This is a genomic window from Bradyrhizobium sp. GW821-FHT13H05 (assembly GCF_058804065.1).
This window is the reverse complement of sequence record NZ_JBXAPO010000022.1, coordinates 86,008-109,177: the sequence shown is the minus strand read 5'-3', so window position 1 is coordinate 109,177 and position 23,170 is coordinate 86,008. Positions and strand designations below refer to the sequence as shown.

Sequence of the window (23,170 nt, the reverse complement as noted above, 5' to 3'; positions counted from 1 at the left end):
GTGTTGTCTCGCATCGGAATCCTCCCTGAACAGGATGAATTCGATCAGCGAATTAGTGAACATGCACAGCAATGACGGGTGTTGAGGCGGTTGCGCGCAAGTTTCCGCAATGTCTTCCCGGCGGTCACGGAACCCGCCCCAGAACTAGTTATTCGCTATTGACAAATTTATTCGTTAATATCTAACTTGCCTCACAATAACTAACCGCGCCAAGCGGCCCATAAAAGAGAGGGAACGACGATGAGAGGGCTTTTGGCCTGCGCCATGCTCGCGGCCATGACTTCGGTTGCCATGACCAATGTTGCGCGCGCGCAGGTCTCGGACGATGCGGTGCGGATCGGCGTGCTGACCGATCTGTCGAGCTGGGGCCGCGACAACAGCGGGCCGGGATCGGTCGAGGCAGCCAAGATGGCGGTGGAGGAGTTCGGCCCGACGGTGCTCGGCAAGCCGATCGAGATCATCAGCGCCGATCACCAGATGAAGACCGACGTCGGCGTGCAGATCGTGCACGGCTGGTTCGACAACGGCAAGGTCGACGCCGTGGTCGACATCCCCAATTCAGGCATCGCGATCGCCGTGCACAACATGGTGCGGGAGCGCAACAAGATCGCCCTGCTCTCGGGTCCCGGCGCGAGTTCGCTGACCGACGAGCTTTGCAGCCCGAACACCGTGCACTTCACCTATGACACCTACGCGCTGTCGAAGGTGACCGCGTCCGCCGTGATCAAGGAAGGCGGAAAGTCCTGGTACTTCATCACCGCCGACTACGCCTTCGGCCAGCAGCTCGAGAAGGACGCAACCCGCTTCATCAACGAGATGGGCGGCAAGGTGCTGGGCGGCGTCAAGCACCCAACCAACACCGCGGACTTCTCCTCCTTCGCGCTGCAGGCGCAAAGCTCGAAATCCGACGTCGTCGCCTTCGCCAATGCCGGCCAGGACACCGATAACGCGATCAAACAGTCCGGCGAGTTCGGGCTCGTCCAGGGTGGCCAGAAGCTCGTCGGCCTCCTGATGTTCGACACCGACGTGCACGCGATCGGCCTCAAGGCCGCGCAAGGCACCTACATGACCACGGCATCGTACTGGAACATGGACGAGGCCACACGGGCCTGGTCCAAGAAGTTCTACGAGCGCACCAAGGTGATGCCGACCATGATCCAGACCGGCGTCTATGGCTCGGTGCTGCATTATCTCAAGGGCATCAAGGCCGCCGGCACCGACGATCCAGCCAAGGTGATGGCCAAGATGCGCGAACTGCCGATCGAGGATGTCTTTGTCCACGGCGGCAAGTTGCGCGAGGACGGCCGCGTCATCCGCGACATGTATCTGGCCAAGGTGAAATCGCCCGAGCAGTCCAAAGAGCCCTGGGATTACCTGGAGATCATCAAGACCGTGAAGGGCGAGGACGCGTTCCGCCCAGTCTCCGAGTCCAAATGTCCGCTGCTGAAGAAGTGAGGTGAGAGATGACCGGCAACGAGCATAACGCAATGGAGACTTACGAGTGCGATGTGCTCGTGGCCGGATCGGGCGCCTCCGGCATGTCGGCCGCGATCACCGCGCGTTATCGCGGCCTCGACGTGCTGATCGTCGAGAAGGAACCGCGCTTCGGCGGCACCACCGCCCGTTCCGGCGGCTGGCTGTGGATCCCCGGGACGTCGCTCGCAAAAGCCTACGGCATCGCGGAGACACCGGAGCAGGCCCGCACTTACTTGCGGCACGAAGCCGGCAACAACTTTGACGCCGCGCGAGTCGATGCATTCCTGAGCGCCGGTCCCGAGGCGGTGGATTTCTTCACCAGCAAGACCGCGCTGCGCTTCGATATGCCGCTGGTGTTCCCGGACTATCACGCCGAAGCACCTGGTGGCGCGCAGGGCGGCCGCTCGATGGTGACGCGGCCATTCGACGGCCGCGAGCTTGGCGACCAGATCAAGACGCTCGGCATGCCGCTGCCGGAGCTGACCGTGTTCGGCATGATGCTGGGAAGCGGCAGGGAGATTATCCATTTCATGCGAGTGACGAAGTCGCTGACGTCAGCGGTCTACGTCGCAAAGCGCCTGTCTCGCCATTTGATGGATGTCCTGCGTTACGGCCGCGGCATGACGTTGACCAACGGCAATGCGCTAGCCGGGCGCCTCGCGAAATCCGCGCAGGATCTGAATATCCCGATGTGGCTGTCCTCACCGGTGCGCGAGCTGACGGTCGAGAACGGCACCGTCACCGGCGCGATCGTCTCGCGCGAAGGCCACGACGTCCGCATCCGTGCGCGCGCGGGTGTCGTGCTCGCCTGCGGCGGCTTCCCGCATGATGTCGAACGCCGCAAAAAGATGTTTCCGCATGCGCCGACCGGCAATGAGCATTTCTCGCCCGGCCCCATCGGCAACACCGGCGACGGCCTGCGCCTTGCGGAAAGCGCCGGCGGACATGTCGAGGGCCGCCTGCCGAACGCGGCCGCCTGGGTGCCGGTGTCGCTCACCACGCGCAAGGACGGCTCGAAGGGCGTGATGCCGCATTTCATCGATCGCGCCAAGCCCGGCGTGATCGCGGTGATGCGCGACGGCAAGCGCTTCGCCAATGAGGGCAATTCCTATCACGACTTCGTCCAGGCCATGGTCAAGTCCGCAATGCCCGGCGAGGAGATTGCCGCCTATCTCGTCTGCGATCACCCAACGCTGCGCAAATATGGCCTCGGCTGCGTGCCGCCGTTCCCGATGCCGCTGGGTCACCACCTCAATACCGGTTACCTCATGCGCGGTGATACGCTCGAAGCGCTGGCGGCGAAGGCCAACATCAATGCCAAAGCCTTCACCGAGACGGTCAAGCAGTTCAATGCGACCGCGCCGCTGGGCCACGACGCCGCCTTCGGCAAGGGCTCAAAAGCCTACAACCGCTACCAGGGCGACGCCATGCACGGCCCGAATCCCTGCGTGGCACCGATCGAGAACGGTCCATTCTACGCCATCAAGATGGTGATCGGCGATCTCGGCACCTATGCCGGCATCGTCACCGACGAGAACGCCCGCGCGCTCGACGCCGAAGGCCGGGTGATTCCCGGGCTCTATGCCGCGGGCAACGACATGGCGAGCATCATGGGCGGCAATTATCCTGGCGCCGGCATCACGCTTGGGCCGGCGCTGACCTTCGGCTACATTGCCGGCCGTCATCTCGCCGACAGCGCCGCCAGGCGCGACGCGGCCTAAGCGAGCCCACGCCAGGAGGCGCATGAAGAGAGAAAGCCGCGGCATCCAGTCGATCGAGGTCGGCGGAGAATTGCTCCGGGCACTTGCCCGCAGCGGCGAGCCGATGATGCTGCGCGATCTCGCGCGCGAGGCCGGGATGACGCCGGCCAAGGCGCATCCTTATCTCGCCAGCTTCTCGCGGATCAGGCTGATCGAGCAGGACGAAACCACCGGCCGCTACGAGATCGGCGCACTCGCACTGGAGCTCGGCCTGATCAGCCTGCGCCGCCTCTCCGGCGTCCGTATCGCCGGACCGAAGATCTCTAGCCTCGCAAGCCAGATCGGACACGCGGTCTCGCTGGCCGTCTGGGGCACGCACGGTCCGACTGTGGTGCAGCTCGAAGAGCCGGGCCAGCCCGTGCACATCGTGATGCGCGCCGGCTCGGTGATGGCACTGCTGGAGACCGCCACGGGGCGCGCCTTTGCAGCCTTCCTGCCGGAGAAGACGATCAATGCCGCACTCGAAAGCGGCCTCGATCGCCACGGCGTCGGCTACAATCCGAAGCGCGCCGTGAAAGGCGCGAAGGTCGCCGACATGCTCACGGAGGTCCGCAAGCACGGTCTCGCCCGCGCGCTGGGCGATCCCCTGCCCGGCGTCAATGCGTTCTCCGCGCCGGTGTTCGATCATTCCGGCCATGTCGCGCTGGTCATTACCGCGATGGGACCGGAAGGCACGTTCGATGCCCGCTGGGACAGCCCGATCGCCCACGCCTTGCGCGATTGCGCCGGCGGCATCTCGAAGCGGCTGGGCTACGGCATGACGATCGCGGCGGAGTGAGGGGAAAACTGCCCGCCTCACAACGACTGTCATTCCCCGCGAAAGCGGGGAATCCAGTACGCCGCAGCCTATCGGTCGAATTACAGGCGTCTCGGAGTACTGGATCGCCCGGTCAAGCCGGGCGATGACAGCGAGAATGGAGCCCCCTACTTCTCCTTCACCGGCACCGTGTAATTCAGGATCAACCGGCCGCCATCCGGATAGATCGTCTGCCCGGTGATATAGGACGCATCGTCGCTGGCGAGAAACGCCACGACGGAGGCAATCTCGCTCGGCTCGCCGCCGCGGCCGGCCGGCGTGCGTGACATCACCGTCTTGCGGGCATCCTCCGAGGTGTAGATCGAGGACGCCACCATATCGGTCAAAATCGTGCCCGGCCCCACCGCCACAACGCGGATATTGTGCGGGGCGAGTGCGACGGCGGCTACCGATGTGAGCTGCTTCATGCCGCCCTTGGACATCGCGTAGGTCGCAAGCGCGGGGATCGCCAGCAGTGCATTTACCGAGGACATGTTGATGATGACCCCGCCGCCGCTCCCTTGCGCGATCATCTGCTTCGCGGCGGCCTGCACGCCGAAGAACGCGCCCTTCAAGTTGATACCGATGATTTCGTCGAATTCCTCCTCGGAAATCTCCAGGATGTCCCGGTTGCGGGCGACGCCGGCATTGTTGACCATGATGTCGAGCCGGCCGAACTCCTTCACGGCGGTCGCAACGAGTTGGTCGACGTCGGCGCGCTTCGCGACATTGCCGACCACGGTGCGCAAGGCATCGGGCCGTCCCAGCTCGGCGGCCGTCGCGGCGAGCCCCTCGGCGTCGACATCCGAGATGACGACCTTGACGCCGTCGTCGAGAAATCGCTTTGCGCAGGCCTTGCCGATACCGCGCGCCGCGCCGGTGATGGCTGCGACCTTGCCGGATAGTTTCATAGTCTCACTCCAGGATAGCTGCTTAAGCAGCGAGCTATCCCAGAGATGATTCCAGTTCAAGCCGCCGCAAAGCCGAGATGAGCACGGAACCGGTTCTTGATAAAGACGGCATCGCGCGAGGGCAGCGAGCGCGGCGGATTTTCTGCCAAAACCTTGATGACGAAGAGTCGCGGGCCCCCGGCCGGCTCGGCGATTTGCGCGGCAAGGCGCACCACTTCCTCGAGCGTCCGCACGGTCGCGGTGGCGGTAAAGCCGCAGGCCGCGGCAATCGCCGTGAGATCGACGCCGCGCCCGGTATGGCTCGCCTGCATGCCGGTCTCGCCAAAATGCTGATTGTCGATCACGACGATGTCGAGATTGCGCGGGCGCGCGACGCCGATGGTGGCGATGCCGCCGAGGCCCATCAGTTGTTCACCGTCGCCCGTCAAAGCGAGGACGCGCTTGCCCGGCTGAGCCTGGGCGAGGCCAAGGCCGATCAGCGCAGCGCCGCCCATGGCGCCCCAGAGATAGAAATTGCCGTCGTGGTCGCCGACGGAATGCAGATCGTAGGTCGGCGAGCCCAGGCCGGAGACGACCAGCGTATTCTCGCGGTTCTTCAGGAGAGCCGCGACAGCGGCACGGCGATCGAGCTGAGAGGACATGGACATCGATATCACCACTTCTTCTTGCCGATCAGGCGCTGCCCGATCAGAACCGCAATCTGCTGGTCGGATTCATAGGCGAGCGAGGCCGCGGATTCGACGGTCTCTACCAGATCCTCCGGTGTCTCCGCGCGCATCACCTTCAGGCCGATCGCCTCCAGCGAGGGCTGCGTTGCCCGGCTCATCGGCACTTGCCATGGATTGAACTCGGCCCATTCGCCGCGCATCGTCACCAGCATCAGCAGCGGAAAGCGGCCGATCGCCGACAGCGACAGCATGTTGATGCAATTGCCGACCCCGCTCGACTGCATCAGCAGCACACTGCGCTGTCCGCCAAGCCAGGCACCCGCGGCGATGGCGATGCCCTCCTCTTCCGTCGTCAGCACGTTGGTGGTGACGTCACGGTCGGCCGAGAACAGGCGGATGAGCTGGCTGTGGCCGGCGTCCGGCACGTACGACATCTGCCTGACGTCGGCGGCCTTCAAGATGCGATAGAGCCCGGACGGCCAGTCATCGCTTGAGCGCGTCTCGGGATTGGATTGAGGGCTGTGCACCGCGTGTCTCCGTGAATTTCGAACGGCACGCTAGCGATGTTCTGATACGAATGCTCTGACCGTCTGGCACGATCAGGTATTGAAGGATTGTATAGCTGAGGGTCGCGAGCGGCGATGCGTATGACTGCGCCCTCTCCCCTTGTGAGAGACACCGCAGGTTGACACGAACACACTGGGGTGAGGGGTTGTCTCCGCGCACTCAGACGCATTTGTATTTGCGGAGAGATACCCCTCATCCGGCGCTTCGCGCCACCTTCTCCCACAGAGGGAGGAGGAAGGGCACCGTCGCTGCGGCATGCAGACTAATTCGCCGCAGATCTCGCCACCGCTGGCATGTAGATCTGCGCGTAGCCCTCCTTGATCGCGGACGTAATGCGATCGAGGCGGCGGTCGATGTGCTTCTCCAGCACCGACACGCAGGCCTCTTCATCGCGCGCCTTCAATCCTTCGATCACCGCACGGTGCTCGGCCTGGGTGTTGGACCGATTGATGCTGTCCATGTCGATCCAGCGCACGAAACGGATGCGGGCGTTGACGTTGCGCAGCACGCGCAGCATCTCGGCATTGTTGGACATGCCCATCAGCCGCTCGTGAAAGGTCTCGTCGAGCTCGACGAGCTCCACCGAAGTGCGCTCGCCGGGATCGGGGCCGGTGGCTTCGAGGAATTTCAGCAACGCGTCGATGTCTTCATCCTTGGCGCGCTTGATGGCGAGGCGAACCGAGGCGACCTCGATCGACTTGCGCAGCTCGTAGAGATCGAAGATCTCGTGCGCGTCGAGCTCACGGCAGAAGAAACCCTTGCCCGGCGTGAAGCGCAGAAAGCCTTCGGTGTTGAGACGGTTGAGCGCTTCGCGCAGCGGCGTGCGGCTGACACCGAGCCGTTTGGCCAGCTCACCCTCATTGAGCCGTTCGCCCGGCTTGAACTCATAGCTCACGGCCATCGCCTTGAGCTGTTCATAGACGCGATCGACGATACTATCGGAAGCCAGTTCCACGTTGCTCATCATCAACTGCATTCATGCCCGAACACAGCCTAATATACCGGGGTTGTGTAGACGATGGCAATGCAAACCAGAGTTTAGCAGAGCTTGTTCAGAGCTTTACGCCTCCCGGGATCAGGCGAAGGCGCGCGGGCGCAGTCCAGCATGAAACCAGGTGATCATGGAATAGATATCATAGACCGGCAATCCAACCTCGGCCTGCAATGCGGCCGCATAAGGCGGCATGTTGGTGCATTCGAGCACGATGGCGCCGACATCAGGGTTTTTGGCGACAAGCTGCTTGCCGGCCTCGACCACATCGCGCTCGGCCAAGCCGACGTCCATGTCGTCCTTCTCGGCCTTGATCAGGACGCGGAAGAACTCCTTGCCGTGCTCGGTGCCGACCAGGGGCGTATCGAGCGGCACGCCGGCGCCTTCGAGGTGGGCCGGCGTCAAGGTCGAGCCCGACACCGTGACCAGCCCGACGCGCTTGCCGGGCGGCAAGGTCGCCTGCACCCACGGCACCTGCATTAGCGACGAGGTCGCGACCGGCACGCCAACGGCCGCCGCGATCTCCTTCTGGAACAGCGAGAGAAAGCCGCAATTGGTGGTGATGGCTTCGGCCCCGAGCCGCACCAGATCCTTCGCCGCATCGATGAAGTCGGGCAGCAAGCCGGCCGCGCCCTTCAGCACCACCTTCTCCGGCGATGCCCCGCTCACCACGCGATAGAGCACGGGGAAAGGCCAGGTCGTGCCATTGCCCATGTCGCCGGGAATGCGGGGAAAGCGCGCTTCCAGCATCAGGATGCCGAGCGGTGCGCCGTAGATGGCCTTGCCGCCACGGGCAATACGAGAAGGCGTGTTGGCAGAAGTGGTCATGGTGCGATCTCAGAGGAAGCGAGTGGGTGCGAACGGCGCGAGCGGAATTTCGGGCTGCTTGCCGCTCAGCAGCTGGGCGACGAGACGGCCGGTGCGGGCCGAGCCGACCAGGCCGACATGGCCATGGCCGAAGGCGTAGACGATGTCCTGCGAGGCGCGTGCGTGGCCGATGCAGGGAAGGCCATCGGGCATGCTCGGCCGATGACCGAACCAAGTTTTGATGCGCGAGGCCGGAATGTCCTTCGGCAGTTTCGGGAACATGCTGAGGAGATGATTGCGCAGGATCTCGGCGCGCTTCCAGTTCGGCGCGGCCTCTAAGCCGGCGATCTCGACCGTGCCGGCGGCGCGCAGGCCCTTGTTGGTCCAGTTCACCACCATCTTGGCGTCGGACGCCATCATCGAGCTGCGCGGGCCCGATTCCGGACTCTCGATCATGACGTGATAGCCGCGCTCGGTCTCGAGCGGCAGGGGATCACCGACCGATGCGGTGAGCTGCTTCGATCGGGCACCAGCAGCGACGACCGCGGCATCGCAGGCAATCTCGCCGGTCTCGGTAATCACGGCTATGAGCTTATTGCCGTCGAGCTTGAGGCCTGTCGCCTTGGCGCGCACGTGCCTGGCGCCGCTCGCCAGCGCATGCTGGGCCAGGGCCGCAACATATGCACCGGGATCACGGCAGCGGCCGGCCTCTTCCACCACCACGCCAAAGGTGTAGCGCGGATGCAAATCCGGCTCGCGCTGACGCATCTCGTCGGCGTTGAGCTCCAGCCATTCGACGCCGACCTTCTTGCGCAGGCGCCAGCCGAGATCGTTGTCGAAATTGCCGCGGGACGGAAACACATGCATCACGCCGTTGCGCTCGACCAGGTCAGGGACGCCCGCCTCTTCCGCAAGCGTCCGATGCAGCAGCGGCGCATCCTTCAGCAGATCGCGCAGCGCGAACGCCGTCTTCTCCACGCGCGCCTCGGTCCAGCCCGAGAGCAGATATTTGATCAGCCAGGGCAGCACCTTCGGCAGATAAGACCAGCGGATCGCGAGCGGGCCGAGCGGATCCATCAGATAACCCGGCACCTTCTTCCAGACGCCTGGCTCCGCCGGCGGGATCACCGAATGCGACGACAGCCAGCCGGCATTGCCATAGCTTGCCGCCTGTTCGCCACCGGGCTCGCCGGGATCGATCAGCGTGACGCGATGACCCTCGCGCAGCGCCTCGATGGCGCTGATCACGCCGACCGCGCCGGCTCCGATGATGGCGACGTGGCGGCCTTCAGGCATCGCTCAAGCCTTCACCGCGGGCGTAAAATCCTTGCCGACCGAGATCGCGCGCGGATCGATGATGCAGTGGAGGATCGACGGCTTGCCCGAGGCCAGGGCGCGCTCGAACGCCGGCGCGAAATCCTCGGTGCGCTCGACCCGCTCGCCATGACCGCCGAACGCTTTTGCGTACATCGCAAAGTCGGGGTTCTTGAGCTGGGTGCCGACGACGCGGCCGGGATAGTCGCGCTCCTGGTGCATGCGGATGGTACCGTATTGCGAATTGTCGACGACGATAACCACCAGCGGCGCGTCGTACTGCACGGCGGTCGCGAACTCCTGGCCGTTCATCAGGAAGCAGCCATCGCCGGCAAAGGCGACGACGGTACGATCCGGAAATTGCCGCTTGGCGAGCACAGCCGCCGGCACGCCGTAGCCCATCGAGCCCGAGGTCGGCGCAAGCTGGGAGGCAAAGCTGTGGAAGCGATGGTGGCGATGGATCCAGCCGGCATAATTGCCGGCGCCGTTGCAGACGATCGCGTCCTTCGGCAGACGGTCACGCAGCCAGGTCATGACCTGGCCGTACTGGAACGTACCCGGCAGCTCGCGGGCCTTGTCGGTCCAGGCGAGATAATCGGCATGCGCCTTGGCGGCCTCGCCCTTCCAGGCAACCGCGCCCGCGGGCTTCAGCGCCTCGACGGCGGCGGCGAAGGCGGCGGGCGTCGCCTGGATCGCGAGCTCCGGCTGATAGACGCGGCCGAGCTCTTCCGAGCCCGGATGCACATGGATCAGCTTCTGCTTCGGCGTCGGAATGTCGAACAGCGTGTAGGACGAGGACGGCATCTCCGACATGCGGCCGCCGATGAGCAGGATCACGTCGGCGTTGTCGATGCGCGCCTTCAGGCCCGGGCTCGGCCCGATGCCGAGATCGCCGGCATAGTGCGAATGGTCGGCGTCGATCAGAGAGGCCCGCCGGAACGAGGTCGCGACCGGCAGGTCGAACCGCTCTGCAAAGCGAGCGATGCTCTTGGTGGCGTCAGCGGTCCAGCGCGAGCCGCCGAGGATGACGAGCGGCGCCTTGGCGCCGGCAAGCATGGCGCGGACGCGCTCGATATCCGCCGGCGCGGGCCAGCTCACCGCCGGCTCGATCCGCATCGCATCGGCGACAGCGGCAGTTTCGGTCAGCATGTTCTCCGGCAGCGAGATCACCACGGGTCCGGGGCGGCCCTGCATGGCGACACGGAAGGCGCGCGCGACCAGCTCCGGAATACGATCCGGACGATCGATCTCGACCACCCATTTCGCCATGGTGCCGAACACCGCCTTGTAGTCGAGCTCCTGGAACGCCTCACGCTCGAGCATGCCGGTGTCGACCTGGCCGACGAACAGGATCATCGGCGTCGAATCCTGCATCGCGATGTGGACGCCGTGGCTGGCATTGGTCGCGCCAGGGCCGCGGGTGACGAAGCAGATGCCGGGCCGTCCGGTGAGCTTGCCATAGGCCTCCGCCATCATCGCCGCGCCGCCTTCGGCGCGGCAGATCATGACGTCGATTGGGCTGTCATGCAGCGCGTCGAGCGCCGCCAGATAGCTCTCGCCCGGCACGCAGGTGACGCGCTCGACGCCCTGGGCGACAAGCTGATCGATCAGGATCTGGCCCCCGGTGCGGGTGTTACGAATGGTCATGACAGCTCCCTGCAGGCTTTGGCGATGCGCATCACGGCCTCGCGCAAGTTTTGTTCCGAGGTGGCGTAGGACAGGCGGAAATAAGGTGCAAGGCCGATGCAAACAGTGCTGAGGGCATCGGCACGCATGTCAGCTGCGCGCGGCGATCGCGATCACTTCGATGCGGAAGGCGGGATCGGCGAGCTCGACCTTGCCGCAGGCACGCGTCGGCGCGTTGCCGGGCACCACCCAGGCGTCATAGACCGCGTTCATCGCGTCGAAATCGTCCATGCTCTTGAGCCAGACCTGCACGCTGAGCAGGCGCGACTTGTCGGTACCGGCGCGCGCCAGCATGTCGTCGACCTTCGCCAGCGCCTCTTTTGTCTGCTGCGTGATATCGGCGGTCTTGGTGTCCGCGACCTGGCCTGCGAGAAAGACGAGATCGCCGAACACGGAGGCGCGGCTGCGGCGGGCGTTCTGGTCGATGCGAGTGATGTCCGACATGGGATGTCCTTTTACTTGCCGGTGGCGATGATGCGGCGGCAGTGATCGAGCGCAGCACCAATGAGATTGTCGCTCGCCTCGGGCGTGCGGAACGCGGAATGCGCCGACAGTGTCACGTTGGGCAGCTTTGTGAGCGGATGACCTGATGGCAGCGGCTCGACGGTGAAGACGTCAAGCCCGGCATGGGCGATGTGACCGGAGCGTATCGCATCGAGCATCGCGTCCTCGTCCACGACGGCGCCGCGCGCCGTGTTGATCAAAATGCTGCCGGGGCGCATCTGCGCGATACGCTCACGCGACAGAAAACCCTTGGTCTCGTCGTTGAGCAGCAGATGCAGCGAGATGACGTGACTCTCGGCGAGCAGCTGCTCCAGCGAGACGAATTCGACGCCCGGATGCGTCTTCGGCGTCCTGTTCCAGGCGATCACCTTCATGCCGCAACCCGCCGCCATGCGCGCGGCTTCCGCGGCGATGCCGCCGAAGCCGATCAGACCGAGCGTCTTGCCGGTGAGCTGGACCGCGTCGCGGCGCAGCCAGTTGCCCTCACGCATGCCGCGATCCATCTCGCCAAAACTCTTGGCGGACGCCCACATCAGCGCAATCGCGCATTCGGCGACCGCGGTGTCGCCATAGCCCTTGATGGTGTGGACGGAGATGCCGCGCTCAGCCAGCTCCTCCGGATTCATGTAGCTCCGCGCGCCGGTGCCGAGGAAGACAACATGCTTCAGCTTGGTGCACTGCTCGGCAATCGCTGATGGCACCGCGGTGTGGTCGACGATCATGATCTCGGCATCGCCGAGCAGGCCGGGCAGATCGTCCGGCTTGATCGAGGGGTTGCGGTTGATGCTGACCGGCAGCTTCTGCGAGGCCAGCAGCTTGTCGGTCACCGCCGCCAGGGTGTCGTTCGCATCGACAAATAGAGCGCGCACAGGCCTCTCCTTCAGATCACTTCAACATTGCGTTTATTTTTGTATTCAGACTTGCATACCATTGACAACCCCCGTGCGCAGGGAATTTTGCGCAATCCTGCCAAGATATTGGGCTCATCTCTGCCTTGCCGCACAAATGGTCAGCAAGATGAAATACCGTATTGCATTTTATCCTGAATACAGAAATAGTCCAGTCGCCGGAGACGACACGACCCAAATTCCAGGGAGACAGAGACCATGAATCGCAGGGATGCTCTCACCACAGTCGCGCTGGCAGGCGCAGCGATTGCCGCCGCCAGCAGCTCGGCCAGGGCCGACACCGCACCGACCTCGACGCTCGACCGCATCAAGAAGAGCGGCGTGCTGCGGATCACCGTCATCGTCGGCCAGGAGCCCTACTTCCACAAGGACCTCGCCACTGGTCAGTGGTCGGGCGCCTGCATCGACATGGCCAACGACATCGCTGGCAAGCTCGGCGCCAAGGTCGAGACGCTGGAATCGACCTGGGGCAACCAGATCCTGGACCTGCAGGCCGACAAGGTCGATCTCACCTTTGCGGTGAACCCGACACCGGAGCGCGCCCTCGTCATCGACTTCTCGACGCCGATCCTGGTGCACTCCTTCACCGTCATCACCAAGAAGGGCTTTGCCAAGCCGCAGACCTGGGCCGACCTCAACAAGCCCGAGGTCAAGATCGCCGTCGACATCGGCTCGACCCACGAGACGATCGCACGCCGCTATTGCCCGAGGGCGACCATCCTCGGTTTCAAGGCGCGCGATGAGGCCATTCTCGCGGTGTCCACCGGACGTGCGGACTGCAACGTCTCGCTCGCGGTGCTCTCGGTCGCGACCCTGAAGAAGAACCCGACGCTCGGCGAGCTCGCCGTGCCTCGGCCGCTGCTGACGCTGCCGACCAACATGGGCATCCGCGCCGACAGCGACCGCCGCTACAAGGACTTCCTCAGCGCCTGGGCCGACTACAACCGCGCGATGGGCCAGACCCGCGAATGGATGCTGAAGGGTTTCGAGGCCGTCGGCCTCGCCGCCGACGACATCCCGGGCGAAGTGCAGTTCTGATCCTCGACGATGTATGTCTGGGAGTTCGCGGCGCTCAAGCCGTATTGGGGCCTGATCTGGCAAGGGCTCCTGGTCACCTTGTTCTACACGGTGATCACGGTAGCCGCGGGCCTCCTGATCGGACTGATCGTCGGCATCCTGCGCACGACGGCGCCGCGCTGGGTCTCGGTGCCGCTGCGGCTCTATATCGAGATATTCCGCTGCACGCCGCTCCTGGTGCAGCTGGTCTGGATGTACTACGCCCTGCCCGTCCTGATCGGCGTCGACATGTCGCCGGCGATGGCCTGCTTCGTCGCGCTGTCGCTCTATGCCGGTTCGTTCTATGCGGAGATCTTTCGCGGCGGCATCGAGGCCGTTGACGTCGGACAATGGGAGGCCGGGCGTGCCATCGGAATGCGGCGCGGAAAAATCTTTCGCCGCATCGTGCTGCCGCAGGCAACCCAGGTGATGATCCCCTCCTTCATCAACCAGACCATCATGCAGCTGAAGAACACCTCGCTGGTGTCGGTGGTCGCGGTCGGCGACCTGCTCTACCAGGGCTCGGTGATCACGGCGACGAGCTACAAGCCGCTCGAGGTCTACACCACGATCGCCGTGCTCTATTTCGTCGTGCTGTTCCCGCTGACACTGGTCGCCGACCGGGTCGAGCAGAAGATGGGAGCGCATCGATGAGTGCTCTGATCGCAAGCAATATCCACAAGGCGTTCGGCGACCATGAGGTACTGAAGGGCGTCTCGCTGTCGGTCGAACGCGGCGAGGTCGTCACCCTGATCGGCGCCTCCGGCTCCGGCAAGTCGACCTTCCTGCGGTGCCTGAACCTGCTCGAAATGCCGCAGCGAGGCGAGCTTGCGATCGGCACGCATCGGTTCGCATTCGGCAAAGGCCCGCGCGCGCCGAAGGATGCACAACTGGCGCAGCTGCGCGAAAATGTCGGCATGGTGTTCCAGCATTTCAACCTGTTCCCGCATATGTCGGTGCTCGCCAACGTCACCGAGGGCCCGGTGCAGGTGAAGGGCATGGCACGCGCCGAGGCCGACGCGCTCGGCCGCGACCTCCTCGCCAAGGTCGGCCTCGCCGACAAGGCCGACGCCTTTCCAAGCCGGCTGTCCGGTGGCCAGAAGCAGCGCGTCGCGATCGCACGTGCGCTCGCGATGAAGCCGGACGTGATGCTGTTCGACGAGCCGACCTCAGCGCTCGATCCCGAGCTGGTCGGCGAAGTGCTCTCCGTCATCCGCGGCCTTGCCGCCGAAGGCATGACCATGGTGCTGGTCACGCACGAGATGGCGTTCGCCGCCGACGTCTCGACCCGCGTCGGCTTCATGAACAACGGTGTCATGGCCGAGATCGGCACGCCCGAGGAAACCATCCGCCAGCCGCGCAGCGAGCGGCTGAAGGCGTTCTTGAGCCGATTTCACGAGACGCACTAGACTGCCGGCCACGACCATCCCAAATCGATAGGCAGACTTATGAAACTCCGCGGCGGCTTCACGAATTACGGCGAGACGATCGGCATCCTGATGCTCGATACCCGCTTCCCGCGCCCGCGCGGCGACATCGGCAACGCGCTCTCCTACGATTTCCCGGTGCGCTACAAGATCGTGCGCGGCGCGCATGCCACGAGGATCATGGGCGATCAGCCCGATCCGGCCCTGCTCGAGCCGTTCATCGCCGCGGCCCGCGAACTGGAAGCCGACGGCGTCAAGGCGATCACGACGAGCTGCGGCTTCCTCGCGCCGTTCCAGAAGCAGCTCGCGGCCGCGGTGAACATCCCGGTCTTCACCTCGAGCCTGATCCAGGCGCCGCTGATCCACGCCATGCTGCCGCCGGGCAAGGTGATCGGCATCTTCACCGAACGCGGCCACCACATGAACGAGGGCCATTTCCGCGGCGCCGGCTGGTCGCCGGACGAGATCGCCGTCCAGATCCAGGGCATGAAGCCCGATGCTCAGTTTCCCGCGACCTACATTCTCGGCCGCGAGGAGCTGGATACCGACGTGCTGCGCGCCGAGATGATCGAGATGACGCAAGCCTTCATGGCATCCTGCAAAAATCCCGGCGCGATCCTGTTCGAGTGCACCAACATGTGCCCGTTCTCGCGCGACGTCGCCGAGGTGTCTGGCCTTCCGGTGTTCGACATCAACACCCTGATCAATTTCTTCTATCGCGCGGCCCATCCCGTACCGTTCCTGCGTTGAACCAGCCGGGACCGACGCCGAGACGCGTGCCGGTCGACCGCGCGGTGAATTCGCAGGAGTTCAAAATAGAGCGGCGTTGAGAGCCTGTCCGTAGATCATTGCGGCGACGAGCGAGAGCAGCAGGCCCGCCGCCGAGAAGATGACGACGATCTTCAGGGTCTCGACATCGACATTGGTTCCCGTCGCGCGGGATATTGCTCTTGCCAGTGCAGCAATCATCGCCAGCTCCGAACTGGACCGCGCGGAAGCGAGGCCTCACTTCATCTAACGTTACTCGCCGCATTCGCGTGTGAAGCAGATTACAGGCGATTGTGCCGAAGCGGCCTTATCGGAAGTCGGCTCCGCCCTAGTCTCGCGACACCCGCGGCGTCGAGGGCGTGACGTTCGCCGGCGTGTGGAATTCGAGCCGCGCACGGTTCTCCTCGCGCACGCCGGAATCATCGCCGAACTCGACATAGTTTTGCGTTCCCTCAGCCCATCGCGGCCACGGCGTCGCTGGCGTACCCGGATTTCCCGTGCGCGCAAATGCGACCAGCGTGTCCATCATGCGCTCCGACAGCGCGCGGTCGAACCCGGTCCAGACGCGCGTGGTGCGGAACTTGTTGAAGGCGTCCTGCGTGCCGAACCAATAGGGCACGTCGGAGGTGTGGTAGGCGCCGATCTTCTGCGGACTGTCGAAGAATTCGACACCGGGTGCGAAGGGATGCACCCGCGAGAACATGTACATGTAGAACGGCGCCTTGCCGGTCTTCGCTTGCGCGACGGCCCAGTTGCGTGTGCCGATCTCGACCAACCCCTCGCGTGCGGCTGTTAGCCCCATGGCCTTCGCCTCGCCGTCGGTCTTGGCGGGATAGAGCGCCAGGAAGCGATCCGCCTGATCGCCATAGAGCTTCCGCGCAGCAGCGATGTAGGCTTCGAGCGTGCCGGCAGTACGCAAGTCGTTCGAGCTCTCGTCACTCGTGAAGCCCGCAACGGTCGCAACATCGTTCTGTTTGCCGGCGGCGAAGATGTTCGGGACAGTGTCGGGCAGCACGTAGCCATCGATATCGGGGGTGACGGAGATGGTGCCGGCGCAGCCGAGCTGGCAGTCCTTCTGGATCGCCAGGATCTTGTCGGCCTGGATCAGCCGCATCTCGGCGAGCGAGGACGCGCCGAGCGCCGACTGCACCTCGATGCCGATTTTCTCCGCGGCCGGCAGCGCCGGGAATTTGAAGCGGCTGTCGAACATGCTGAGACTCATCGCGAAGCCGCGATGGAACAGGCCATTCGCCAGCGGGCTCGCCTCCAGCGCCGACACCGACATGGCGCCGGCGGATTGCCCGGTGATGGTGACGTTGTCGGGGTCACCGCCGAACTGCGCGATGTTGCGCTTGACCCATTGCAGGGCCGCGACCTGGTCCATCAGCCCGTAATTGCCGGAGGCACGGTGCGGCGATTCCGCGGTCAGTTCGGGATGGGCCAGATTGCCCAAGATGCCAACGCGGTAATTGAAGCTGACGAAGATCACCCCCTTCTTCGCGACATTCTCGCCGTCATACATCGCCATGCCGCTGGAGCCGAGCGTGAAACCGCCGCCATAGATCCAGACCACGACCGGCAGCTTCGCGCCTGGCTTCGCGTCGGGGCTCGCCCAGATATTCAGATAGAGGCAGTTCTCGCTGGTCGCCTCCTCGCCGAAATAATGATTGAGATTGTGCCGACGCAGCACCTGGATGCACTCCGGTGCCAACCTGTCCGCGTGATAGGTGCCCTGCCACGCCTCGACCTTCTGCGGCACGCGCCAGCGAAGATCGCCGAGCGGTGGCGCAGCATAGGGAATGCCGAAATAGGCCCTTACGTTCGACGTCAGCACCTTGCCGGAGACGGCGCCGCTATCGATGCTGACGGGGTCGCCGGGAACAGGCGTCGCGACGATCTGCGCCGCCGCGGGTGAGGCCGTCAGCATCGCGCATGTGCCAAACAGCGAGAGGATCGCAATGGCGGAGCGCCACTGAATGCACGCGGCGCTTCTCAAGATGCTCATCCGGCCTCCCTCATTTTCTTCTTGTCGTTGGTGCCTGCGCTCAGCTCTACCCACACGCGGGCGCGCGCACCTTCATTCAGAGGCACAATATGGAACGGCTGGTCGAAGATTGCGAGCGGCTCCCTGGCCAGCTCAAATCGCGGCCAGGCTTCGGCGATGTCGGGCGCGCCTGATGTGACGAAGCGCAGCAAGCTCGCCTGGAACCGCGCGGCGACGTCGATGTCGGCATGCGTCATCGGACCGCCCTTGCGCTTCAGGATCGGGCGATCGACGAAATTTGGCAGATGCGCCCACAAGCACGCATTGTCGGCGCCGTGGGTCGGCCCCTGCGACAGGAACGGCTCCAACGCGGGGCGATGATCGAACCGGCTCAGCCATACCGCGCCGCCGGCGGCCGCGTGAAGCCGCGCGAGATCGGCCATCGGGCGGTGCCAGAACGCATCCGACAGCAGCGCTTCGTAGGGATCCTCGTCGACACGCGCCGTGCCGCGGTAATACGCCAGCAGACGCTCCCAGCCGGCATCGCCGAGAGCAGCGCGCACCTGCCGCTCGGTGGTCCGGATCATCGCGGCCGGCGGCGTGTTCTTCAAAAACATCACCATCTCGTCGCGGCAGGAGCCGAGCCAGAGCGGAATGTCGCGCAAGCTGCCGTCGGCGAAGACATCGCGCGGTTCGCGCGGGATCACGGTGCCATCGAGTACCGGGCCGAACACGGTGCCTGAGGCGGTGTCATCCGCGATCCTGCGGCCCACGCGCTCTACCGCCGCGAAGAGTCTTGGCAGCGCCACAGAGGCGATCTCGCCCGGCTCATCTGCCAGCTCGAGTTCGGCGAGCACGCGGGCTGCGACCTCGTCGGCATGATCCGCGCTCATGATGCTCCGCCCGGGCGCGCTCAGCGCAAGCGCGCGAATGAACTTGCCCTTGGCCCGCGGCAAGGTCGCAAGCGCGATCACCATGGACGCGCCGGCCGACTGGCCCGACAGCGTGATCGCATCCGGGTCGCCGCCGAAATTCGCGATGTTGTCGCGCACCCAGTCGAGCGCGGCGAGCCCATCAGAGATCGCGAGGTTGTTCGCCTCACCGAGAGCGTGACGATGCAGTTGCAGGAAGCCGAGCGGACCGAGCCGGTAGTTGATGGTGACGATGACGGCGGGGCCGTGCGCGGCGAGGAATGCGCCGTCATAATCTGCGCCGCCGCCGGTGACGAAGGCGCCGCCATGAATGAAGAACAATACCGGCAGCGGGCGCTCGGCCCCCGCCGGTGTCCAGATGTTCAGGCTGAGACAGGCAGTCTCGTCGACATGATCGAGATGACCGGGCTGCGGCGCGTAAGCGCCGTAATCCGTGCAGCGGCGCAGCTCCGTCCACGCTGTCGGCGGCGTCGCCTTGGCGAAGCGCCGCGCGACCGCGAACGGTATGCCCTTGAAGGCGCGCACGGTGCCCTGCCCGGTGCCGACGACCGGACCGCTCGTGGTCGGAACTGCGTTGGTCAGCATGCGTGCCTCGTCTTCACTCAAGCGCGCCGCTTGCCGAGATCGGCGATGTCCACGGTGTGGGTTTCGCGTGCAGTCGCCGCAGCGGCGGCCGAGATCACGCAGCAGCAGGCCACGAAGATCGCGACGGAAACCCAGCCGTTCGGCCCGTCGCCGACCAGGCTCGCACTGATCAGCGGCGTGAAGCCGGCGGCGAGGAAGCCGAGCTGCGTGCCAATCGCCGTGCCGGAATAGCGCACGCGGGCCTCGAACATCTCCGCGTAGAACGACGGCCAGATCGCGTTCGGCGCGGCGTAGACGACACCGGACAGGATCATGGCGGCGGCGAAAATTGCTGGCGTGTTACCCGATGTCACCAGCATAAAATAGGGGAACAGCAGTATGGCGCAGCCGAGCACGCCGCCGATGAACACCGGCTTGCGGCCAATCCTGTCGGCGAGCAAGGCCCAGAGCGGCTGGGTGATCAGTGCGGTGACGTTACCGAGCACGCCGGCCCACAGCATGGTGGGGCGCGCCACGCCGAACTTGCTGGTGGCGTAACCGAGCGCGAACACGGCGGTCATCGTGCTCACTGTCGCGATCAGCGCGCAGGTGATCACGCGGAGCACGTCCGGCCAGTAGTCGCGCAGCAGCGCGACGACGGGGAAACGCGCCACCTGCGCCTTGTCCTTGATGTCTTCGAACACGGGCGTCTCCGGCATGGTCCGCCGCACCAGATAGGCGACGACCAGCACGAAGAACGACAGCAGGAACGGAATGCGCCAGCCCCAGCTCAGAAGCTGATCCTCCGGCAGGCTGGACACCGGAATGAACACCAGTGTCGCCAGGATCGCGCCGGCTTGCGTGCCGCTCAGCGTCCAGCTCGTGAAGAAGGCGCGGTTGGAATTGGCGGAATGCTCCAGGGTCAGCGAGTTCGCTCCGCTCTGCTCACCGGCGGCCGACAGGCCCTGCAACAGGCGCAGCAGCGTCAGGATGACAGGCGCGGCATTGCCGATCGATTTCGCGTCCGGCAACAAGCCGATCGCGAGCGTCGAGCCGCCCATCAGGACCAGCGTGAACAGCAGCACCGTCTTGCGGCCGATGCGGTCGCCGAAATGGCCGAGGATGACGGCACCGACGGGGCGCGCGATGTAGCCGATGCCGAAGGACAGCAACGCGAGCAGCGTTCCGGTCGCGGGATCGACATTGGCGAAGAACACTTTTGGAAAGATCAGCGCCGCCGCAGTGCCGTAGATGAAAAAGTCGTAGTATTCGAGCATGCTGCCGACGAAGCTGACGAGCGCGGCACGCTTGGGCAGCTTGTTCGGTGTGGCGTCCACGGCTGTTGGCCCGTGCAGCGACGCGGTTGACGTCAACGTCATCTGAATCTCCTCCCCAAGTGTCCGGTGCGGCCCGCGTCAGGCGGTTCGCCGTGCGCGTTTTGTTGTTGTGGTTGCCGCAACCTTGGTTTGGAGCCATAATGTACGAACTAGTACGTTTATGCAATACGCGTTGGATCAAGGCTTTGGCGGGTGAAATTAGCCTTCACCTTCAAGGTGATCCGTGGAAACTGGCGGGAGAAACAGTGATGCTCGAGCGCATGCCGCCTCCATCGAAGCGCACCAACGACCCCGAGCGCACCAAGCGCGACATCCTCGAAGTGGCGATGGCCGAATTCGCCTCGGAGGGCTATTCCGGCGCTCGCGTCGATGCGATCGCGGCGCGCACGCGCACGTCGAAGCGCATGATCTATTACTATTTCGGCGGCAAGGAGCAGCTCTATCTCGCGGTGCTGGAGGAAGCCTATCGCAGCATCCGCGCGCTGGAGGATCAGCTCGACATCGCCAGCTGCGATGCGCGCGAGGGATTGCGCCGGCTGATCGAAGCGACCTTCGACCATGACGAGCGCAACCCGAACTTCATTCGCCTCGTCTCAATCGAGAACATCCACCACGGCAAGCACCTGAAGCAGAATTTGCAACTGCGCCAGCTCAACGCCAGCGTGATCGCAACCCTCGACGGCATTTTGAAGCGCGGCCGCAGCGAAGGCGCTTTCCGCGACGATGTCGACGCGATCGACCTGCACCTCGCCATCTCCTCCTACTGCTTCTTCCGTGTCGCCAACCGACACACCTTCGGGGCACTGTTCGACCGCGACTTGAGCGAGCCCAGGGTGCTCACGAAGAGCCGGACGCAGATCGTGGAGATGATCTTGGCGTGGCTGGGAAAGGTGTGACGGTCGAGAAAGCGGAGATCGTGGCCGCGCCACACCCTCTCGTGTCCCGGACGCGCTGCAACGCTCTTGGCGTTGCTGCGCAGAGCCGGGACCCAGATAGCGGCACAGGAACGGTCGGAGCGATGGGCCCCGGCTCTGCAGCGCACCGCTGAAGAAGCGCTGCGCTGCGTCCGGGGCACGCGACACCGAAACCGGAGCCCCCTCACCCACCCTTCTTCTGCCGCGCGCTCGCGGCGAGCACCAGCATGAACGACGCCGCCGTCATCAGCGTCGAGATCGCGGCGATTGTGGGATCGATCTCGTCGCGGAGCGCGGTGAACATGCGCTTGGTCAGCGGCTGATACTGGCCGCCGGAGATGAACAGCGCGACGATGGTCTCGTCCATCGCCGAGATGAAAGCGAAGATGCCGCCCGCGACCACGCTGGACTTGATCTGCGGCAGCGTCACCGCGAAAAAGCTGCGCAGGCGGTTCATGCCGAGGCTGCGCGCCACCATCTCCTGCGCGGGGTCGAAGCTCTGCAGGCCCGCCAGCACCGAGATGACGACGTAGGGCAATCCCAGCATCACGTTGGCCAGCACGAGGCCGGGCAAGGTCGCGACCAGCCCGACCCTGGCATAGACGAAGAAGATGCCGACCGCGGTGATGATGATCGGCACCACCAGCGGCAACAACAGCGCCATATGGATGACGCGCATGATGCGCAGTTTTGATTGGCTGATGGCGTAGGCGGCGGCAACGCCACACGGCGTCGCGATCAGAACCGTCAGAAACGCGATCGTCAACGTCACCCGCGTCGCCTGCATCCAGGCGGGGTTGGCGAAATATTGCTGATACCAGCGCGTCGAGAACGACGGCGGCGGGAAGGTCAAAAAGCGCGCGCTCGAAAAGGAGATCGGCGCGATGACCAGCACCGGCAGGATCAGATAGACCAGCACCAGCGCGCTGATCACGTAGAGGGCGATCCGGGCCAGGGACACGCGCATCATTCCTGCCCCAATATGCGATCGAGCGCGATGAAGCGGCTGACGGCGAAGAAGATCACGAACACGCTGAGGAGCAGCACCACCGCGACGGCGCTCGCGGCGCCAAACTGGTTGTAGAGCTCGACATTGCGGCTCACCAGCATCGACACCATCACGGTGCGGCCGCCGCCGAGCAGCTCCGGCGTGATGTAGAAGCCGAGGCAGAGCACGAACACCATCGTGCAGCCGGCGAGCACGCCCGGCAGTGACAGCGGCAGGAAGACGCGCATGAACGTCAGCGACGGGCTCGCACCCAGGCTGGCGCCGGCCTGCATCAGGTCGCCGGGAATCTTCTGCATGGTTGCGTAGAGCGGCAGCACCATGAAGGGCAGCAGGATGTGCACGGTCGCGACCACGGTCCCAAAAGTGTTGTGGACGAGCGCGAGCGGCTCGGAGATCACATCGAGATAACGCAAAAACTGGTTGATCACGCCGGTGCGCTGGAGCAGCGCCAGCCAAGCATAGGCGCGCACCAGCACGCTGGTCCAGAACGGCAGCACGACCAGCGAGAGGATGAGGATGCTCCAGCCTTTCGGCACGGAATTGGCGAGATAGGCCACGGGATAGCCGAGCAGCAGCGCGATGAATGTCACAGCGAGGCTGATTTCGAAGGTCAGCGCAAAACTGCGCCAATAGATGTCCTCGGTGAAGACGCGGCGATAGTTCTCCAGCGTAAAGCCGTCATGATAGATCGACTGCCAGGCGAGCCAGCCGACCGGCAGCACGATCAGGAGCAAAATCACGAGCAGCGCGGGCGACACCAATGCCAGCATCAGCGCATGCTCGCGGCGCTG

The 23,170-nt window shown here is 64.5% G+C and carries 23 protein-coding genes; 8 read left to right on the top strand and 15 right to left on the bottom strand.

Annotated elements, in window-relative coordinates:
* Positions 1–240 precede the first annotated feature (240 nt).
* From AC1RR3_RS37040 to AC1RR3_RS37030, 3 genes are read left to right on the top strand one after another with little or no spacing between them, the layout of a single operon-like run.
* Positions 241–1,455 carry an ABC transporter substrate-binding protein gene (locus tag AC1RR3_RS37040; RefSeq protein ID WP_492830007.1) on the top strand — a complete coding sequence of 405 codons (1,215 nt, stop codon included), beginning with the start codon at positions 241–243 and terminating at the stop codon, positions 1,453–1,455.
* An 8-nt stretch (positions 1,456–1,463) separates the two neighbouring features.
* Complete coding sequence (locus tag AC1RR3_RS37035; RefSeq protein WP_492830005.1) at positions 1,464–3,197, top strand: FAD-dependent oxidoreductase; 1,734 nt, start codon at positions 1,464–1,466, stop codon at positions 3,195–3,197.
* Positions 3,198–3,219: 22 nt separating this feature from the next.
* The gene (locus tag AC1RR3_RS37030; protein ID WP_492830003.1) at positions 3,220–4,014 is read left to right on the top strand and encodes an IclR family transcriptional regulator; all 795 of its coding nucleotides are present in this window, start codon (positions 3,220–3,222) and stop codon (positions 4,012–4,014) included.
* Between the two features lie 146 nt (positions 4,015–4,160).
* Here AC1RR3_RS37030 and AC1RR3_RS37025 read toward each other — a convergent pair whose 3' ends face one another.
* From AC1RR3_RS37025 to AC1RR3_RS36985, 9 genes are all read right to left on the bottom strand, one after another.
* Positions 4,161–4,943, bottom strand: a complete 783-nt coding sequence (locus tag AC1RR3_RS37025) for an SDR family NAD(P)-dependent oxidoreductase (RefSeq protein ID WP_492830001.1) — start codon at positions 4,941–4,943, stop codon at positions 4,161–4,163.
* A gap of 56 nt (positions 4,944–4,999) precedes the next feature.
* Entirely contained in the window at positions 5,000–5,590 is a 591-nt protein-coding gene (locus tag AC1RR3_RS37020; protein ID WP_492829999.1) for a thiamine pyrophosphate-dependent enzyme, read from the bottom strand.
* Positions 5,591–5,595: 5 nt separating this feature from the next.
* Positions 5,596–6,138: a phosphonopyruvate decarboxylase gene (locus tag AC1RR3_RS37015; RefSeq protein WP_492829997.1), complete on the bottom strand. Its 543-nt coding sequence runs from the start codon at positions 6,136–6,138 to the stop codon at positions 5,596–5,598.
* 302 nt (positions 6,139–6,440) lie between these two features.
* Positions 6,441–7,145, bottom strand: coding sequence for a GntR family transcriptional regulator (locus AC1RR3_RS37010; protein WP_492829995.1), 705 nt, complete (start codon positions 7,143–7,145; stop codon positions 6,441–6,443).
* Positions 7,146–7,253: 108 nt separating this feature from the next.
* Positions 7,254–7,997: an aspartate/glutamate racemase family protein gene (locus AC1RR3_RS37005; protein WP_492829993.1), complete on the bottom strand. Its 744-nt coding sequence runs from the start codon at positions 7,995–7,997 to the stop codon at positions 7,254–7,256.
* 9 nt (positions 7,998–8,006) lie between these two features.
* A complete protein-coding gene (locus AC1RR3_RS37000; protein WP_492829992.1) occupies positions 8,007–9,272 on the bottom strand; it encodes an NAD(P)/FAD-dependent oxidoreductase in 1,266 nt (421 codons plus the stop codon).
* 3 nt (positions 9,273–9,275) lie between these two features.
* Positions 9,276–10,937, bottom strand: a complete 1,662-nt coding sequence (locus AC1RR3_RS36995) for a thiamine pyrophosphate-binding protein (protein ID WP_492829991.1) — start codon at positions 10,935–10,937, stop codon at positions 9,276–9,278.
* A 129-nt stretch (positions 10,938–11,066) separates the two neighbouring features.
* Entirely contained in the window at positions 11,067–11,420 is a 354-nt protein-coding gene (locus AC1RR3_RS36990) for a RidA family protein (protein ID WP_492829989.1), read from the bottom strand.
* A gap of 11 nt (positions 11,421–11,431) precedes the next feature.
* Positions 11,432–12,349, bottom strand: coding sequence for an NAD(P)-dependent oxidoreductase (locus AC1RR3_RS36985; protein ID WP_492829987.1), 918 nt, complete (start codon positions 12,347–12,349; stop codon positions 11,432–11,434).
* 237 nt (positions 12,350–12,586) lie between these two features.
* Between AC1RR3_RS36985 and AC1RR3_RS36980 the strand changes: the two genes are divergently transcribed.
* Genes AC1RR3_RS36980 through AC1RR3_RS36965 form a run of 4 tightly spaced genes read left to right on the top strand, consistent with a single transcriptional unit; the run spans position 12,587 to position 15,621 of the window.
* On the top strand, positions 12,587–13,426 hold the full coding sequence (locus tag AC1RR3_RS36980) for a transporter substrate-binding domain-containing protein (protein ID WP_492829985.1): 840 nt from the start codon (positions 12,587–12,589) through the stop codon (positions 13,424–13,426).
* A gap of 9 nt (positions 13,427–13,435) precedes the next feature.
* Complete coding sequence (locus AC1RR3_RS36975; protein WP_492829983.1) at positions 13,436–14,098, top strand: amino acid ABC transporter permease; 663 nt, start codon at positions 13,436–13,438, stop codon at positions 14,096–14,098.
* A complete protein-coding gene (locus AC1RR3_RS36970; RefSeq protein ID WP_492829981.1) occupies positions 14,095–14,853 on the top strand; it encodes an amino acid ABC transporter ATP-binding protein in 759 nt (252 codons plus the stop codon). The genes AC1RR3_RS36975 and AC1RR3_RS36970 overlap by 4 nt, the downstream gene beginning before the upstream one ends.
* Before the next feature lie 39 nt (positions 14,854–14,892).
* A complete protein-coding gene (locus tag AC1RR3_RS36965) occupies positions 14,893–15,621 on the top strand; it encodes an aspartate/glutamate racemase family protein (RefSeq protein WP_492829979.1) in 729 nt (242 codons plus the stop codon).
* Positions 15,622–15,681: 60 nt separating this feature from the next.
* On the opposite strand, the gene AC1RR3_RS36960 is transcribed toward AC1RR3_RS36965, so the two are convergent.
* The 4 genes from AC1RR3_RS36960 to AC1RR3_RS36945 all read right to left on the bottom strand — a co-directional run bounded on the left by AC1RR3_RS36960 (position 15,682) and on the right by AC1RR3_RS36945 (position 20,498).
* Positions 15,682–15,840, bottom strand: a complete 159-nt coding sequence (locus AC1RR3_RS36960; protein WP_492829977.1) for a hypothetical protein — start codon at positions 15,838–15,840, stop codon at positions 15,682–15,684.
* Between the two features lie 127 nt (positions 15,841–15,967).
* Entirely contained in the window at positions 15,968–17,644 is a 1,677-nt protein-coding gene (locus AC1RR3_RS36955) for a carboxylesterase/lipase family protein (protein ID WP_492829975.1), read from the bottom strand.
* Positions 17,641–19,140 carry a carboxylesterase/lipase family protein gene (locus AC1RR3_RS36950; RefSeq protein ID WP_492829973.1) on the bottom strand — a complete coding sequence of 500 codons (1,500 nt, stop codon included), beginning with the start codon at positions 19,138–19,140 and terminating at the stop codon, positions 17,641–17,643. Before AC1RR3_RS36950 ends, AC1RR3_RS36955 begins: the two co-directional genes overlap by 4 nt.
* Positions 19,141–19,157: 17 nt before the next feature.
* The gene (locus AC1RR3_RS36945) at positions 19,158–20,498 is read right to left on the bottom strand and encodes an MFS transporter (RefSeq protein ID WP_492829971.1); all 1,341 of its coding nucleotides are present in this window, start codon (positions 20,496–20,498) and stop codon (positions 19,158–19,160) included.
* Between the two features lie 206 nt (positions 20,499–20,704).
* Here AC1RR3_RS36945 and AC1RR3_RS36940 point away from each other — a divergent pair, with 206 nt between their 5' ends.
* Positions 20,705–21,352, top strand: a complete 648-nt coding sequence (locus AC1RR3_RS36940; RefSeq protein ID WP_492829969.1) for a TetR family transcriptional regulator — start codon at positions 20,705–20,707, stop codon at positions 21,350–21,352.
* A gap of 202 nt (positions 21,353–21,554) precedes the next feature.
* Here the strand turns inward: AC1RR3_RS36940 and AC1RR3_RS36935 are convergent, their stop codons facing one another.
* Together AC1RR3_RS36935 and AC1RR3_RS36930 are read right to left on the bottom strand one after the other, a co-directional pair.
* Positions 21,555–22,340 carry an ABC transporter permease gene (locus AC1RR3_RS36935; protein ID WP_492829967.1) on the bottom strand — a complete coding sequence of 262 codons (786 nt, stop codon included), beginning with the start codon at positions 22,338–22,340 and terminating at the stop codon, positions 21,555–21,557.
* Positions 22,337–23,149 (bottom strand): ABC transporter permease, encoded by an 813-nt coding sequence (locus tag AC1RR3_RS36930; protein ID WP_492830022.1) that lies wholly within the window; start codon positions 23,147–23,149, stop codon positions 22,337–22,339. Before AC1RR3_RS36930 ends, AC1RR3_RS36935 begins: the two co-directional genes overlap by 4 nt.
* Positions 23,150–23,170 lie beyond the last annotated feature (21 nt).